Here is a 15,057-nt window from a genome sequence, read left to right on the forward strand (position 1 = left end):
TCGACTACAAGGGATAGAGCGGCGCTTCACCCTTGATGGTCATCCATTGCCACTGCGTGAACTCTTCCCAGTTTGCCGGTCCGCCGATGCTGGTGCCATTGCCCGACGCGCCGACGCCTCCGAACGGGTTGACGACGTCGTCGCCCACCGTCTGATCATTGATATGCAGAAGCCCCGTGCGCAACCGCTCGCCGATCCGCAGCGCGCGCCCGACGTTCGCCGTCACGATACCCATCGACAACCCGTACTCGGTGCGGTTGGCGAGCGCGATCGCCTCGTCATCGCTATCGAACTGTACGACAACGGCTACGGGTCCGAAGATCTCTTCGTTGAACGCCGGGTTGTCCGGCGTAACGCCGCTCAGCACGGTAGGTTCGAAGAACCGATCGCGATAGCCGCCACCGGCTTCGAGCTTGGCGCCGGCGTGCAGCGCGTCGGCAACCACGCGAGCGACGTGATCTCGCTGCACGGTGTCAATCAGCGGCCCAAGGGCAACATCGCCGTCGGCCGGATTGCCGACCGTCAGGCTGGTGGACTTCGCAACCAGCTTCTGAACGAACCGGTCGTGGATATCCCGTTGGACGAGCAGCCGGCCAGCCGCCATGCAGACCTGGCCTTGATGCAGATAGGCCCCCCATGCGGCGTTCGACACTGCAATGTCGAGATCGGCGTCGTCCAGCACGATCAGCGAGTTCTTGCCGCCGAGCTCCAGGCTCACTTTCTTGAGATGACGCCCAGCCGCTTCGCCGACCTTTCGTCCCGCAGCCGTCGAGCCAGTGAACTGGATCATCGCGGTATGCGGGTCGCTGGTCAGCGCGGCCCCCGTGGCGCCATCGCCGGGCAGCATGTGAAGCACACCCGCAGGCAGTCCGGCCAGTTCGAACAGCCGCGCAATCACGACACCTCCACTGACCGCGGTACGCGGATCGGGCTTCGGCCGCGACGGGCTGTTTTCAAGGTGGAACGGGCCGAATACGGTGGATTCGGTGCATTCCTTCGGCTTGCGATTGTTCTGCGCGCAAACCAGCGTAGACAGGCCCAACGTGTCGGAGAAGAGTATGAATTCCTGCCTCGTATCGCTGCATTTCTTGCCGACAGAAGTGAGGAACGCAATGCCCGTTGCCCATTCCTCTTCGGTCAATTCCACCTCGCGGGCGAAATCGTGGAGCGATTCAATTAACCTCGTCATGAGCACTTTTGTGCGCGGGTCTGCGCATTGCGCATGACGGGAGATCGCCGCTGCCGTGATAGTGTTTTCGTCCAGATTGCGCATTGCATGCTCCTTCCAATATGAGTTCGGTCTTTTGCAATGTCCATTGCGGGAGACCGCAAACCGATGTGTGGTTATTCAAGTGGCTGCCCGTGACGATCGCGCACGAAAAAGATATTCACCAAAGCAGCGATCATCGCCACGGATATCGGATAGGCAAGCGCAATGTAGATGCTTCCCGTCGCGTTGCGGATCGCGAAGACGATGAGCGGCAAGAGTCCACCGATAACGCCCGTACCGATGTTGTAGGGAATGGAAAGTGATGTCGTGCGCACTCGGGTCGGAAACAGCTCGACCAGATAAGCCGCAAGAGGTCCGAAAACCAGCGAGATCAGGAACATATGCGCGAACACGAGAAACGAGAGTGCAAGGGGATCAACGGGATTGGAGTAAACCGTCATTAGCCTGTAAATGGGCAGGTATGAGACGGCGGCGAGCAACATGCCGCAAACCATCACCCGCTTACGCCCAATGCGATCGGACAGCCAGCCGAAGAACACAAAAAAAGCAAGCTCAGGATCAGCCCTCCCGCATACACCGCACTAGTGACGTGCGGACTGACATGAAGACCGGACTGCAGATACAGCAACGAAAACACGAGCCCCATGTTGCCGAGCGTCGCATGACCGGCCACTGCCCCGAAGAGCGCGATAAGCATCAGCTTCACATTGCTCCAGCGCCACGTATCGCGGAAAGGCTTGCGTGATTCCGTGTGAGCGCTCTTCATTGCGACGAAGGCGGGTGATTCCGCGAGGCGTGAACGGACATACAGCGAGATGCCGAGAATGATCGCGGATAGAAGAAACGGAATCCGCCATCCCCAGGCGGCAAAGTCGTCACTCGTCAGGGAATACTGAAGAACGAAGATGACCGCGATCGCCGACAACTGGCCAACGCTGGTGGATGCCTGGATCCAGCCAGTGAGCAAGCCTCGCTTTTCAGAAGGGGCGTGTTCGGCGACGTAAACAGCGGCCCCGGCGTATTCGCCTCCAAGGGCCATACCTTGAAGCATGCGACAAGTCAAAAGCAATGCTGGAGCGACAAAACCGACCTTGTCGTAGGTCGGCAGCAGACCTATCCCAGCCGTGGCGACTCCCATTACGAGAAGCGTCCAGACGAATGTGATCTTCCTGCCGTACCGATCGCCGATAATGCCGAAGAACATGCCGCCTAATGGACGCACGACATACCCCGTGGTGAGCGTAGCCACGCTCAGCAATACCCGTACGGTCTCATCGTCGGTCACGAAAAACATCGGCCCTATGTAGACCGCGAGTGACACGTAGACCATGAAGTCGTACCACTCGATCACGCTTCCGAGAGATGACGCGACAATCAGCCGCCGCAGTTCCGCATTCGTTGGACGTTCCGCCGACACGCCAGGCGGCGTATGCACTGCACTTTCCATCAGAGTCTCCAATTTGCCAGCGCCCCATTCGTGAATGATGAGGCTGTCGATCAACGTGAATAAATGCTAATCAGCGGGCTGATATGCGTCAATTTCAAACCGTTCATATGGGATGTGAATTGCTGCATATCGCGAAGCGATCAGCAGTCGTTGGTCGGTGCGAGGAGACCGTTGGAAGTCAGAATATAGGCAAAGACAATTGAGGCCTTAGGCGCGGAAACGACGCGACATCGGCTGCGCAAAGGAATGTGGGAGAGCGCAAGGGACTATCAGCGCGGCAGGTGGAGGCTCACGCACTGGCTTTGCGCGATCGGCGAGGCCGTGGCTCGGAGCTTGGTCGGTTAAACAGATTAAAGACTATCTCTCGCAGCCATCGGTTCGCCGGCTCATAGTGCTGGCAGAGGTGCCAGTGTTGCTTCACTTCAAAAGACGGAAGTTTCAGTGGTGGGCGCAGCACCTGCACACTGGCCAGGCGGCTGAGCACCTCAGCGAGCGCCTCGGGCACGGTCACGATGAGATCGGTCGCGGCAATCACGGGCGCGATACAGATGAAATGGGGCAGACGCAACGCTTCGCGCCTCGCAACATGCTCGCTTTTTAAATGCTGTTCAGCGAGCTCCCTGTGCCTCTCTTCCGTTTCGACAATAACGTGCGACATCTGGAGAAACTGCTCTCGCGTAACCTCGCCGTGCACCAGCGGATGATCTCGCCGAACAAGACAAACGAATCCCTCGGTGTACAACCGTTGCTGAAAGGTATCCGCGCCTTGCAGGTCCGGAAAATAGCCTACGGCGAGATCGACCTTGCCAGATGCGAGATCAGCCACCAACTCCTCAGGTCGAACCGAGACTGCATGAACAGAGACTTGCGGCGCGACCGTGGCCAGCTCATGCAATAGCCTTGGGAGAAAAGCAATCTCGCCGACGTCGGTCATTGCTATCGTGAACGTGCGCCGCGATGTCTGAGGCTCGAACTCGGGCGCCGTAAGAACGCGGTCTCGAACGCTCGTTAGCAGGGATTCGACAACTGGCGCCAGTTGCACAGCCCGCGCCGATGGCTGCATGCCGCGCCCGGTTCGTACAAACAATGGATCGTCGAGCTGCTCTCGCAGACGGCTCAGCGCATGCGACAGCGTGGACTGGGTGAGCTCCAACTCCGTGGCCGCCCGGCTTAGATTCCGGTGACGCCAAACGGCGTCGAAGATACGTAACAGATTGAGATCGAAGGCGGGCATATTTTGCTTCTGCCTGTACATAAGGTTGAAATACCTACCGGGCACAGTTTCCCGATAACTGCCGTGCGCAGACGAAAGTTACCGGACGCAGACCACCTTGTGTGAAGTAATTCGTTAGATTGCCTGCATGGATTACTTATCCTTGAACCATTGAGCGAGGTTATTCACACAGCGACATCCTCTAACGGATTGCGAGTCTGCGGCCACTAACTTCTCGCACTCCGAGCCCGAATCTCCAACTCCATAACTGCACGCGCCGCGTTAATATGGATAGCTGAATGACAACGTGAGGATAGTCTATGAATGCATCGGTTATCTCTGCCCTGGCTGCACTTGTCGGTGCCGCCATCGGCGGCATGACTTCGGTTCTTGCCTCGTGGCTGACCCAACGCACCCAGGTTCGCGCGGAGTGGCTAGCGCATGACCTTACCTGGCGGCAGGATCTGTACAAGGCGTTCATCGAGGATGCGACGAATTGCTATGTCGACGCGCTGCAACACAACCAGCCCGATCTCGCCGGGCTCGGCAACCTCTACGCGAAGATCAGCCGTATGCGCGTCCAGTCATCGCGCGAAGTCGCGGACGAAGCCGACGTGATCGGACGCAAGATCGTGGACACCTATCTCGCGCCAGACAAGTCCTTCATCGAGATTCGCGAGATGCTCGCGGATGGCTCGATCGACATTCTCGGCAAGTTCGGCGACGTGTGCCGCGCGGAATTCGAGTCACTGCGCGCACAGCAGTTCTGACCAGAAGACGTGCACAGTTCAACGCGGCTTGAGCTCGACAGGCGGATCAGCGAGATAACCGCCCCCGAGCGCCTTCGTCAACGCAATCTCCTGACTGAGCACTTGACCGTTGAGCGTGAGCAGGGCGACCTGTTCCGCGATCACCGGCTGGCGCGCTTCGAGCGCCGCGAGCCGGCTCGTCAGTCCGCGTTGATAGTAGGCTTCGACGCTGTCCCTCGTGAACGCCACCGATTCGATCCGTTGTTTCTGCAACGCGGTCTCCGCATCGAGGGACTGCAGACGGCTGCCCGTCTGGGCGACATCGCGTACGGCGTTGAGAACGGCCTGGTTGTACTGCTCGATCAACAGGTTGCTCCCCTCGCGTGCGCCGCCCAGGTTCGCGTTGAGCCTGCCGCCGTCGAAGATCGGTAGATACAGGCCCGGAATCAGGTTGATCTGCTGGCTTGCATGCGTGAAGAGGTCGGCGAGGTGCAAGGCGTTGAAGCCGAAAAATGCCTTGATGTCGAAGCTCGGATAGAACGCCGCTTTCGCCGCATCGATCCGGTCGAACGACGCCTCGACATACCATCGCATCGCCTGCAGATCGGGCCGCCGGGCCAGCAGTTCGTACGAGAGCGTCGCCGGCAAGGCCGCCTGCGAGCGCGGCAGCGCGACGGGTTCGATGGCGGACAGGCCGGCGGGGCCCGCGCCGACCAGCGCACGCATCGATTCGCGCAACTGCTTGATTTGCCCTTGCGCCGACACGATCTGCCCTTCGATAGCCAGCTGCTGCGCGCGTGCTTCTTCGAGCTGGGTGCGGGCTTCGAGGCCTCGCGCCGCTCGTCCTTCGTGTGCTTGCACCGCGAACGCCGCGATCTCATGCGATTCGTTCAACAAATCGATGAGTTGATACGTCGTCTGAATGCCGTAGTAAAGCTGCGCGACATCCGTCGAGATTTCGAGTTCGACAGCGGACGTCTCGGCGAGCCGCGCATTGCTCACGCCGAGCGACGCGGCGACCTCCGCGCGTTGCTTGCCCCATATGTCGACGTCCAGGCTCGCGCCAAGCCCGACGACACCTTCCGTGTACCACGGCCCCGTCAGCCCCGCAGCCGGTTCGTTCTTTGCGAACGGGCCGAGAAAGCCGTTCGCGGAAATATGCTCGCGATCCAGCGACGCCAGCGCCGCCACCTGAAGGTTGGATCCCGCTCTGGCAAGCTCCACATCCGACTTCGCTTGCGCGACGCGTGTGCGCGCAATCACCATCGTTGGCGCATCGGCGAGCGCCCGATCGATCAGCGCGTCGAGCTGAGCATCGCGATAGCGCGTCCACCAGCGTGCGGCGGGCCAGCCGTCGCGCGCGAGATGAATGTCGTCCGCGAGATTGATCTGCTCGGGCGCGATCTCGGAGTAGGGCGTGCCGTTGTGATGGATCAGCGCGCAACCCGACAGCACGGACGACACCCACGCGACGCATAGAATGCATCGACGCCATCGCCAATCGCACAACCACGTTCGCGCGTTCATGCTCGTACCGCCGGTGATGCTGGGGCCGCGACGGGTGCCTCGACGCGCCAGTCCGGCAACCCCGCGATCTGCCGCGACAGTTCGTCCGCTGCGGCGATGAGCGGCTGATCGGCCAGTTGTGCCGGTTCGACCGCTTGCGCAGCGATCTCGATGCGCCGCGGCGAGTGTGCATCGGGTGGGTTGACCGCGAGTTCATCCGCGTACCGGTTGAGTTCGGCGCTGGCCTGTTCCTGAGCCGAGCGCACTGCGTCGATCGTGCGCGGGCTCGACGATGCCGCTTGCGCCACGAGCTTGTCGCGCAACGCATCGCCTGCCAGCATGATCTCGCGTCCCTGCGCGAGCACCGTTTGTGCGCGCAGTGTCAGTTGCGACTGCTCGCCTTCCTGCCAGCCGGGTTCGAGCGCGACACGCGAGAGCGTCGTCTCGCAATCGGCCAGCACGGCCCACGCCTGCAACTGGCGCTGCGCATACGGCAACTCATCCCCTTTCTCGGCGCCGACCTGCAATGGACGCAACTGTGCGGCAATCGCGCGCAACAGGGTTGCGAGCTTCTGCCGCAGCGCGTCGCCCTCGCCCTCGCGCCAGAACGACATCTGCACGAAGGTCGCCACACAAACGCCCAACAGAATGCCGACCATCCGGTCGCGGATTTCAGTGAGGTTCGTGGTTGGGCCGAACTCGCCGAGCAACGCAAGCGAGAACGTGAACATCACCTGCAGGCCCGCATAGCTGATCCTCTCCGAACCCGCCATTAGCCACGCCCCGAGCGCCACGACAGGCAACGCCATCAGCAGAAGGCCGGCAATGTCGTCGAAATGCGGAATGATGAACACAACCATGAACAGCGCCAGCGCGCTGCCAACGGCGGCCCCGGAGAGCCGCAGCAATGCACGCTGCGTCGACGCGCCAAGGCTTGGCAGCGCGACGATCAGGCAGGTCAGCATGACCGTGTGGACGCCCTGCCAGTCCACGGCGTTGTAGAACACGTAGCAGATGAGAACAGCGAGCAGCGTCTTCAGCGAAAAGCGCGTGTACGCCGGATTGGTCCATGCGTCGGGCGCGACCATCGGTTCGCTCGCGGGCGGTTTGCCGGCCCCGACCGCACCGCTTGTAACAAGATCTGCGTACGCGCGCAGCGCTCGCTGCGATTCGGCAGCAGCAGGAATCGCGTCGGCGGCATTGCGCTCTTCAGGTGTCGCCGCGCTCACGTAACGGTAGGGCTCGCCGGTCATGACCGAGTCGTCGAGCGCGCGGCAGTTCGCACGCAACTCGCGCAACATCGCCAGTTGCGCTGCCGACGCGCCTGGCCAACTGGGCGGCAGTTCACTCGCTCCGCGATAAAGCCGCGACACGGTCGCAATGCACGCAAGCTGTGACGCCTGATGCTCGCGATAGTGAGCATCACGCATCGTCGTGAACCGCAGCAGCTTCTGTAACGTAAGCGCTCCCTGCTGGACGGCCGCTAGCGTGATCGGCGGAGCGCTCGCGGTGCCGTCGATCAGCTGCGTCAGGCGCGCGTCCAGCGTCACGAGTTGCCGATGGATTTCCTCCTTGAGTTGCAATTGCGGTTCGGCAGGCAGCAGCAACGTATTGACCACGAGCGTCAGCGCGATCGGATAGTTGACGGCGACCCACACCCACAACACCGCGCGGATCAGCAGGTCGGCCTGATCGGTCTGGTCCACGAAACTCTGTACGTAGATCACGACGATCGCGACGCAGAAGAACACCACGCCGATCTTGAGAACGCGAAGCAGATACACGCTGCCGAAAAACAGCAGACTCGCGATAACGATGCGCAGCAACGGATAGTCGAACGTAAACTTCAGTACCAGGATCGACAGGCCAATGGCGAGCGTCGATCCGACCATGAACATCACGCCGACCAGCCGCGTGAGCACCACGTTCGACTGCGTGACGTAGAACACCACCAGCAGCGACAACGCGAGTTCCGGCACTTCGAGCGCCATCGACGCGACGATCACAATGGCGCTCGTCAGCATGCAACGCAACATGACGTTCAGACGCCCGGGGAACGGCGCCAGTTCGCGCCTCAGGAAAGCGCCTGCATCGCGCAGCGTGACGGGCAGATAGTCGACGGCGGTCATGGTTTTCTCAATGGCGCTCGCCGTCGTCGCCGCGCCCAGGTTCCAGAACCGCCACAGCCGACGTACCGACGCGAAACAGTTCCGGGTTCGGCTTGTCGATGCGGATCTTCACCGGGAAGCGCTGCGATACATGCACCCAGTTAAGCGTGCGTTGAATGCGGGGCAGCCCGCCAGGCAATGCAAGGCCGGCTTCATCGGGCGCGATGCCATAGCTGATCGAATCGACGCTGCCCTGAAAACGCTGGCCCGTATCGCTCATCAGGTAGACCGTGGCAGGCGTGCCCGCCCTGACGCCCTTGAGTTCGGTCTCGCGAAAGTTCGCGACCACGTACCAGTGGCGCGTATCGATCAAGGTGAAGACCGGTTTGAGCGCCGTGGCAAACTGACCTGTCGACGTTTTCAATGACACGATGCGTCCGTCGAACGGTGCTCGCACCGTCGCATACTCCAGATTCAGTTCGGCAGTCGCGATCTCCGCCATGACGACGGCACGTTGCGCCACCAGCGCATCGACGCCGCTCACAGCCGCCGCCGCCTGCTGCGCCTGCAGCTGCGCGGCGCTGAGTTCGGCCTGCGTGGAGCGTTGCGCGGTGCGCGCACGGTCGACGTCTTCCGCCGACACATAACCGTGCGACAACAGCGGCTCCATGCGGTGCAGCGTATCGGACGCCTGGCCGGCCGCAGCTCGCGCGCGCTCGACGGCTGCACGCACCGACTGCGCGTTGTACTGCTGCGCATTGACCGTGCGCTGGGTCAGCTCGATCTGGCGGTCGAGCGCGACGAGGGATGCGTTGCCCCGTGCGAGCGCATCCTGATACGGGCGCGGATCGATACGGAACAGCAGATCGCCCTGCTTCACCGCCTGATTGTCGCGCACGGCCAGTTCGACGATGCGGCCGCTGACCTCGGGCACGACGTCGATCGTATCCGCGTAGACATAGGCGTCGTCGGTGCGAGGCGCGCGGTCCCACAGCCGGATGACGTAGACGAGCAGCAACAGCGTCACCACGACCATCACGATGGCCGGCCATTTTCTCTTCGATGTTTTGCTGGCTGGGGTCGCCATTCATCCACCCGACAAAGATTCAATGTTGGAAGAACATCAACCAGACAGCGAGCGCAAAAAAAGCGACAAGCGTGGGATACACCACGGCTGAAGGTCCCGTCAGATGGTCGGCCTGTAAGCGCTTGAGGATCAGATAGATGACGACCGTGAGCACGACGCCCGCGACGATACAGAACAGCCAGTCGGGAAAGTACGCGCCCAGCACGCTAATGGATGGCGAATTTGCACACCCCGACATCGGAATCGCGGCAATCGCGGCCGCGCCGATTGCACGCTTTGAACATCTGCCTCTGACTACTGGCATGTGTTGTTTCAAAGTCGTCTCTGTGGTTGAACTCAATGTCACGCCTTGCAGATACGCCGATGCGTCTCGCCTCGGATTTCGGGTTTTGGGCAGCCAGGGAAACGGCTTCGGGCGCACTGGAGATGTGACGCTTGCTTTGCATTTCCAACACAGCGCCGTCATCCAAAGGCCTTCTGAAGAAACCGATAGCGCATTTTGCAAGGTCGTAGCCTGTGGGCCGCCCGTCGACAGATGACGGGCGCACCAAGTCGTCACAATAACGCCGAAAAAGGTATTCCGCATTACATGAATATGTAATGTCGCCGCCATGGCTCCTCTTCCTGGTCAACCCGGACGCACTCCACATTCATGTAGTAGCGGCCCGCAAGTCCGCTGACTATCATCAAGCCAGGGTCGAATGTTGGCTCGAGAATCCGGCACGTCACATTGATTGCGCGCGGCATCTTTTTGTCTAATGAGAATCGAGGAACCGCATCATGCAAGCTCCCTTTGAAGAAGACAGAACGTGGCAGTCCACGATGGCGCTCCTCTCGGGCGAAGGCGACATACAACGGCCCAGTGTGTCCGGTCGCGTCCGTCCGATGCGCGGCAAAGGCAAATTTTCGAAATGTGCGATCCGGATTCTGGAGCGCAATGGACAGATCTCGGCAACTATTGCGTGGAGTGACGCGACCTCCTGCTGCTACGGCGAACAGCTATGGCGGCGCTGCATCGCGAGGAAAGCCGGGGTTTGCGCGCTGAGCGGCCAGGCCATTGCAACAGGCGATGCCGTGTATCGACCCAGGCGTGGTCGACCTGCGCCACGGAACATCGAAGCGATGATTCTGGCTACCGTCATGGAAGCTACTCCCGTGGAGGAAGCTGTCTGACGGATCAAATCCGGCTCTGCGTCAACAACAGATCACGTCATGCTCGGCCGAGACATTTCGTTATCTATGTAATCCGAAACACGTCCACGCGTCCTGTCGTTACTCAATAAGTGTCGAGCACAAGAATCCTGGCCAGGCTGATTCCAGATTCATGTAATAGCCGTGCTTCGCCGCGCTCACTAACATCAAGCACCTGACACTGCGGACCGTTCAAATCAGCCACTACGGCTGAGTGATTGCACCGCGCTCGTGCGGACGTGTCTCTTTGGTCTCTCTGCGAAAGCATCGCACTCGTAGTAATTCATTCACCTATGGAGATGTGAAATGGCGACGATAGCTGCCGACTACATGGTTGGTGCACTGGTCAACGCGGGCGTGAAGCGCGTGTTCGGTGTCGTGGGGGATTCGCTCAATGGATTCACGGACTCGCTGCGCCGGGATGGTTCGATTGAATGGGTTCACATGCGGCATGAGGAAAGCGCGGCTTTCGCCGCCGGCGCCGAAGCTCATCTCACGGGGCAGCTCGCAGTCTGTTGCGGGAGTTGCGGCCCGGGGAATCTGCACCTCATCAACGGCTTGTTCGACTGCCAGCGTAGCGGTGTTCCCGTTCTCGCTATCGCCGCGCATGTCCCAAGTACGGAAATCGGCATCGACTATTTTCAGGCTACCCACCCCGAAATCCTCTTCAAGGAATGTAGCCACTACGTCGAACTCGTTCACAGTCCCGACCAACTACCGCAAATTCTGGGCCGTGCCATCCGCACAGCAGTTGCGCGCAAAGGCGTTGCTGTTGTCGTCATACCTGGAAATGTGGCACTCGGGCCTCTCACGAAACCTGTGCCGACCTGGAGCGCGCCTTCTGCTCCGGTGATTCACCCATCGAACGACGAGGTCGCGGAACTCGCAGGTCTGCTGAACAGGTCGTCGCGAGTGACGTTGCTGTGTGGGGCCGGCTGCAAGGATTCCCATGCGGAAGTCGTGGAACTCGCCCGCAAACTGCAAGCGCCGATCGTGCACTCGCTGCGAGGAAAGGAATACATCGAATACGATAACCCGTTCGATGTGGGCATGACGGGCCTTGTCGGCTTCGCCTCCGGTTATTCGGCGATGAAGAGTTGCGACATGCTCCTGATGTTGGGCACCGACTTCCCTTATCGACAGTTCTACCCGGAGAAGGTGACTATCGCGCAGGTCGATACAAGGGCGGAAGCGCTCGGCAATAGATGCCCGATACAGCTCGGCGTATTGGGAACCGTCAAGGATACGCTCAATGAACTTCTTCCCAGGATTCAGCAGAAAACGGACAGCAGCTTTCTGAATCGCGCACTCGACGACTATCGCAAGGCTCGCCAGAGTCTGGATGCGCTGGCGGAGCCGGAAACGGGCAGCAGCACGATTCATCCGCAGTATGTGACGCGGCTCGTCAGCGAACTCGCGGACGAGGATGCGATCTTCTCCTGCGACGTCGGCACCCCCATCGCATGGACCGCCCGATATCTGAAGATGAACGGCAAGCGACGACTGGTCGGTTCGTTCAACCACGGCTCGATGGCCAATTCGTTGTTGCACTCGATCGGCGCGCAGGCCGCTTTCAGGGACCGGCAGGTGATTTCGATGTCGGGTGACGGCGGCTTCACCATGATGATGGGTGAGTTTTTGACGCTGATTCAAACCGGGTTGCCGGTCAAAGTCGTCGTGCTCAACAACGGAACGCTGGGCTTCGTGGAAATGGAGATGAAAGCCAGTGGGTTCATCGATACAGGATGTGACCTGAAAAATCCGAACTTCGCCGCGATGGCCAACGCGATAGGAATCAAAGGTGTACGCGTCGAGCATCCTGCGGAGCTGGAAGGCGCCCTGGCCGAAGCATTCGCCCATCCGGGTCCGGCTCTCGTCGATGTAGTGAGCGCACGCCAGGAGCTCGTAATGCCTCCTGCGACGACCGCTGACCAAACTTACCACTTTGGGCTCTTCATGCTTCGTGCCGTCATGGACGGTCGAGGCCAGCAGCTCATCGACCTCGCAAAGGTCAATCTGTTCCGGTAACGCGATCAGCAAAACTCAACGGAAATCGAACCATGTCCAGCAAGGTCGTCAGCACCGTCAATGTTGCATCAGACCGCCAGCCCATCCACATGGGTTTCGTCATCGCCTGGCTTTTCTGTGCCGCGTTCTATTTCATGCAGTACATGCTGCGTTCCGCGCCGGGCGTGATGATACCCGAGCTGAGTGCGGCGTTCGCCCGCGATGCGCTGGGCGTGGGCGCGCTCGTCGGCCTGTACTACTACACCTATGCGTTGTTCTCGATCGTTTGCGGTGCGCTGCTCGATCGGCTCGGCGGCAAGGCCGTCATTCCGGCCGGCATCGTTCTCGTTGCCATCGGCGCGGCGCTGTTCGCTCTGGGCAGCGTGGAGGCGGCGCAGGTCGGCCGCCTGCTACAGGGCGCGGGTTCGGCGTGTGGGTTCATCGGCGCGGTGTATCTCGCCACGCACGGTTTTCCTCCACGTTCTCTCGCGACAGCGGTGGGATTCACTCAATGCTTCGGCATGCTGGGCGGCTCCGCGGGTCAGTTCGCCGTGGCTCCGCTGATTCACGGCCTCATCACGTGGCAGCAGTTCTGGTGGATGTCCGGCCTCGTCATCCTTTTGATCGCCGTGCTGGTGTTCTTCGCGACGCCCGCAGCCAATGACGAAAGTCCAGCCAGCCAGGGCTCGTGGATGAAGATGTTCGCGCCGTACAAGGAAGTGCTGTCCAATCCGCAGTCGTATCTCTGCGGTTTCTGCGCCGGCCTGCTGTTCTTGCCGACGACGATCGGCGACATGATCTGGGGCATTCCCTTTCTGCACAACGGTCTCGACGTCAGCTATGCGGAGGCTGTCAATCGTGCAAGCATGGTGCCGCTCGGCTGGGTGATCGGCTGCCCGCTGCTAGGTTACCTGTCGGACCGTCTGGGGCGTCGCAAGCCGGTGTTGATGGCCGGCGCACTGTTGATGCTCGTGTCGGGTGCAGGCATTTTCTATCTGCCTGCCGGTGTGGCGCCCCCTTACGTGCTCGGCCTGCTTCTCGGCATCGGCTCCGGTGCGGCCATGCTGCCCTATACGGTGATCAAGGAAGTCAATCCGGATAACGTCAAGGGCAGCGCCAGCGGTGCGATCAATTTCCTGGTGTTCACGTTCAGCGCCTTGCTCACGCCTGTGTACGGCAAGGTGCTCGCCCACGTCGCGGGCGGCGGCGTAATGAACCTGCCGGTGTTCCGCGCAGCCGGCTCATGGCTGCTCGGTGGCATCGTGCTTGCAATGGGGCTGGCGATGTTCATGCGCGAGACCGGACCACGCGGACGCGCGAACGCGTGAGGCTGTACAAGGCCAGGCTAGCGTTTGGGGATCCCATCCGAAGGGCGGGCCCCCAACGTCGGGGCGTTCGGTGGCCACAAATTTCCCGTATCGGGTCGGTGATGATGTGTGTCTGGCATCAGGCATCGAACGTGGTTGTCGCCGATGTTTCGAGTTGCAGTTTGCTTGCCTGCCTGACAAGAGTAGCAAATGAATCCGCCTGCATTTTTCTCATGATGTGGCCACGATGCACCTGCACGGTGTATTCAGTGATGCCAAGGATTGCCGCCGCCTGCTTGTTGAGCAAACCGCTTGCGAGTAACGGCAACAGTTCCTGCTCACGAGGCGTCAACGATTGATAGAGGGCCTGTAGCATCGCTGCATTCGCCGCCTCCTCGCGAAGAACGTACGCCCTGGCGAGGGCCGCATCGACCGCGCGCATCAAGGCATCTTCATCGACAGGCTTTGTGAGGAAGTCGACAGCTCCGCCCTTCATGGCTAGAACGACGGACGGCACATCTCCCATTCCGGTAATGAAAATGACGGGAATCGGAGAGTCCATGCGGACAAGCTTCTGGACTTCCAGGCCGTTCATGCCTGGCATTCGCATATCCAGGATCAGACATGCCACGACATTTCGATGCGGTGTGTCGAGAAACTCTCCACCGGAGCTGAATGCCTGGACGTTTCTTCCGTTTGCGCGCAGCAGCGTAGAGAGTGCTTCCCGCACCCGGCTGTCGTCGTCCACCACATAGACGAGTTCGTTTGCGGATTCCATGGAACCCCTATAGTCAGGCAAAACTTCCCCTAACGTCGGTACAGTCGATCTGCGATAGACGCGCCGAATGTGCCTCTCACGCGGGCGTGCCGACGAGAAATTATAGCCGTAGGAATGGTTGCCAGGAAGCGCGGGGAGTCGTGTCTTGCATTACATGATTATGTAATGTCGCCGCCGTATATGAAATTGTAGGCTTGGCGTTCCGCCTCGTCGGCTTGATTGGAGATCCCGATGCGGCGCACTCGGAAACACGTCATTGCTATCAGCCCGACTATGCTCTTCCAAACCGTGTCTTCGAAAAGCTTTGATCCCCAAACGCAGGCGGTGATTCGCTATGGTATGACGGATCGCTGTCTCCTCGTATTCGATTCGTGCGCACCGCACTGTGCGCGACCAGGCCCCGTACGTACTACATAAAACAACCGGCGACACC

At 60.3% G+C, this 15,057-nt stretch carries 13 protein-coding genes; 4 read left to right on the top strand and 9 right to left on the bottom strand.

What is annotated here, in order from left to right; translation table 11 throughout:
- Window positions 1-4: 4 nt before the first annotated feature.
- The 4 genes from PQR32_RS09540 to PQR32_RS09555 all read right to left on the bottom strand — a co-directional run bounded on the left by PQR32_RS09540 (window position 5) and on the right by PQR32_RS09555 (window position 3,912).
- Entirely contained in the window at window positions 5-1,273 is a 1,269-nt protein-coding gene (locus PQR32_RS09540; protein WP_408224941.1) for an aldehyde dehydrogenase family protein, read from the bottom strand.
- A 71-nt stretch (window positions 1,274-1,344) separates the two neighbouring features.
- On the bottom strand, window positions 1,345-1,725 hold the full coding sequence (locus PQR32_RS09545) for an MFS transporter (protein WP_408225162.1): 381 nt from the start codon (window positions 1,723-1,725) through the stop codon (window positions 1,345-1,347).
- Window positions 1,725-2,678, bottom strand: a complete 954-nt coding sequence (locus PQR32_RS09550) for an MFS transporter (RefSeq protein WP_408224944.1) — start codon at window positions 2,676-2,678, stop codon at window positions 1,725-1,727. The genes PQR32_RS09545 and PQR32_RS09550 overlap by 1 nt, the downstream gene beginning before the upstream one ends.
- Before the next feature lie 289 nt (window positions 2,679-2,967).
- Window positions 2,968-3,912 (bottom strand): LysR family transcriptional regulator, encoded by a 945-nt coding sequence (locus PQR32_RS09555; RefSeq protein WP_408224947.1) that lies wholly within the window; start codon window positions 3,910-3,912, stop codon window positions 2,968-2,970.
- Window positions 3,913-4,211: 299 nt separating this feature from the next.
- Between PQR32_RS09555 and PQR32_RS09560 the strand changes: the two genes are divergently transcribed.
- Complete coding sequence (locus PQR32_RS09560; protein WP_408224949.1) at window positions 4,212-4,661, top strand: hypothetical protein; 450 nt, start codon at window positions 4,212-4,214, stop codon at window positions 4,659-4,661.
- Between the two features lie 18 nt (window positions 4,662-4,679).
- Here PQR32_RS09560 and PQR32_RS09565 read toward each other — a convergent pair whose 3' ends face one another.
- Genes PQR32_RS09565 through PQR32_RS09580 form a run of 4 tightly spaced genes read right to left on the bottom strand, consistent with a single transcriptional unit; the run spans window position 4,680 to window position 9,954 of the window.
- Window positions 4,680-6,167 carry an MdtP family multidrug efflux transporter outer membrane subunit gene (locus tag PQR32_RS09565; RefSeq protein WP_408224952.1) on the bottom strand — a complete coding sequence of 496 codons (1,488 nt, stop codon included), beginning with the start codon at window positions 6,165-6,167 and terminating at the stop codon, window positions 4,680-4,682.
- Window positions 6,164-8,275, bottom strand: a complete 2,112-nt coding sequence (locus PQR32_RS09570) for an FUSC family protein (RefSeq protein WP_408224955.1) — start codon at window positions 8,273-8,275, stop codon at window positions 6,164-6,166. Before PQR32_RS09570 ends, PQR32_RS09565 begins: the two co-directional genes overlap by 4 nt.
- Before the next feature lie 7 nt (window positions 8,276-8,282).
- Window positions 8,283-9,341: a multidrug transporter subunit MdtN gene (gene mdtN, locus PQR32_RS09575; RefSeq protein WP_408224958.1), complete on the bottom strand. Its 1,059-nt coding sequence runs from the start codon at window positions 9,339-9,341 to the stop codon at window positions 8,283-8,285.
- Window positions 9,342-9,360: 19 nt separating this feature from the next.
- A complete protein-coding gene (locus PQR32_RS09580) occupies window positions 9,361-9,954 on the bottom strand; it encodes a YtcA family lipoprotein (protein WP_408224961.1) in 594 nt (197 codons plus the stop codon).
- 272 nt (window positions 9,955-10,226) lie between these two features.
- Here PQR32_RS09580 and PQR32_RS09585 point away from each other — a divergent pair, with 272 nt between their 5' ends.
- The 3 genes from PQR32_RS09585 to PQR32_RS09595 all read left to right on the top strand — a co-directional run bounded on the left by PQR32_RS09585 (window position 10,227) and on the right by PQR32_RS09595 (window position 13,867).
- Entirely contained in the window at window positions 10,227-10,514 is a 288-nt protein-coding gene (locus PQR32_RS09585) for a DUF3331 domain-containing protein (protein WP_408225165.1), read from the top strand.
- 324 nt (window positions 10,515-10,838) lie between these two features.
- Window positions 10,839-12,560 (top strand): ubiquinone-dependent pyruvate dehydrogenase, encoded by a 1,722-nt coding sequence (gene poxB / locus PQR32_RS09590; protein ID WP_408224964.1) that lies wholly within the window; start codon window positions 10,839-10,841, stop codon window positions 12,558-12,560.
- A 134-nt stretch (window positions 12,561-12,694) separates the two neighbouring features.
- The gene (locus PQR32_RS09595) at window positions 12,695-13,867 is read left to right on the top strand and encodes an MFS transporter (protein WP_408225168.1); all 1,173 of its coding nucleotides are present in this window, start codon (window positions 12,695-12,697) and stop codon (window positions 13,865-13,867) included.
- 118 nt (window positions 13,868-13,985) lie between these two features.
- Here the strand turns inward: PQR32_RS09595 and PQR32_RS09600 are convergent, their stop codons facing one another.
- Window positions 13,986-14,624, bottom strand: coding sequence for a response regulator transcription factor (locus tag PQR32_RS09600; RefSeq protein ID WP_408224967.1), 639 nt, complete (start codon window positions 14,622-14,624; stop codon window positions 13,986-13,988).
- Window positions 14,625-15,057 lie beyond the last annotated feature (433 nt).

Source organism: Paraburkholderia dipogonis (assembly GCF_046027395.1).
GTDB classification, from domain to species: Bacteria; Pseudomonadota; Gammaproteobacteria; order Burkholderiales; family Burkholderiaceae; genus Paraburkholderia; species Paraburkholderia dipogonis_A.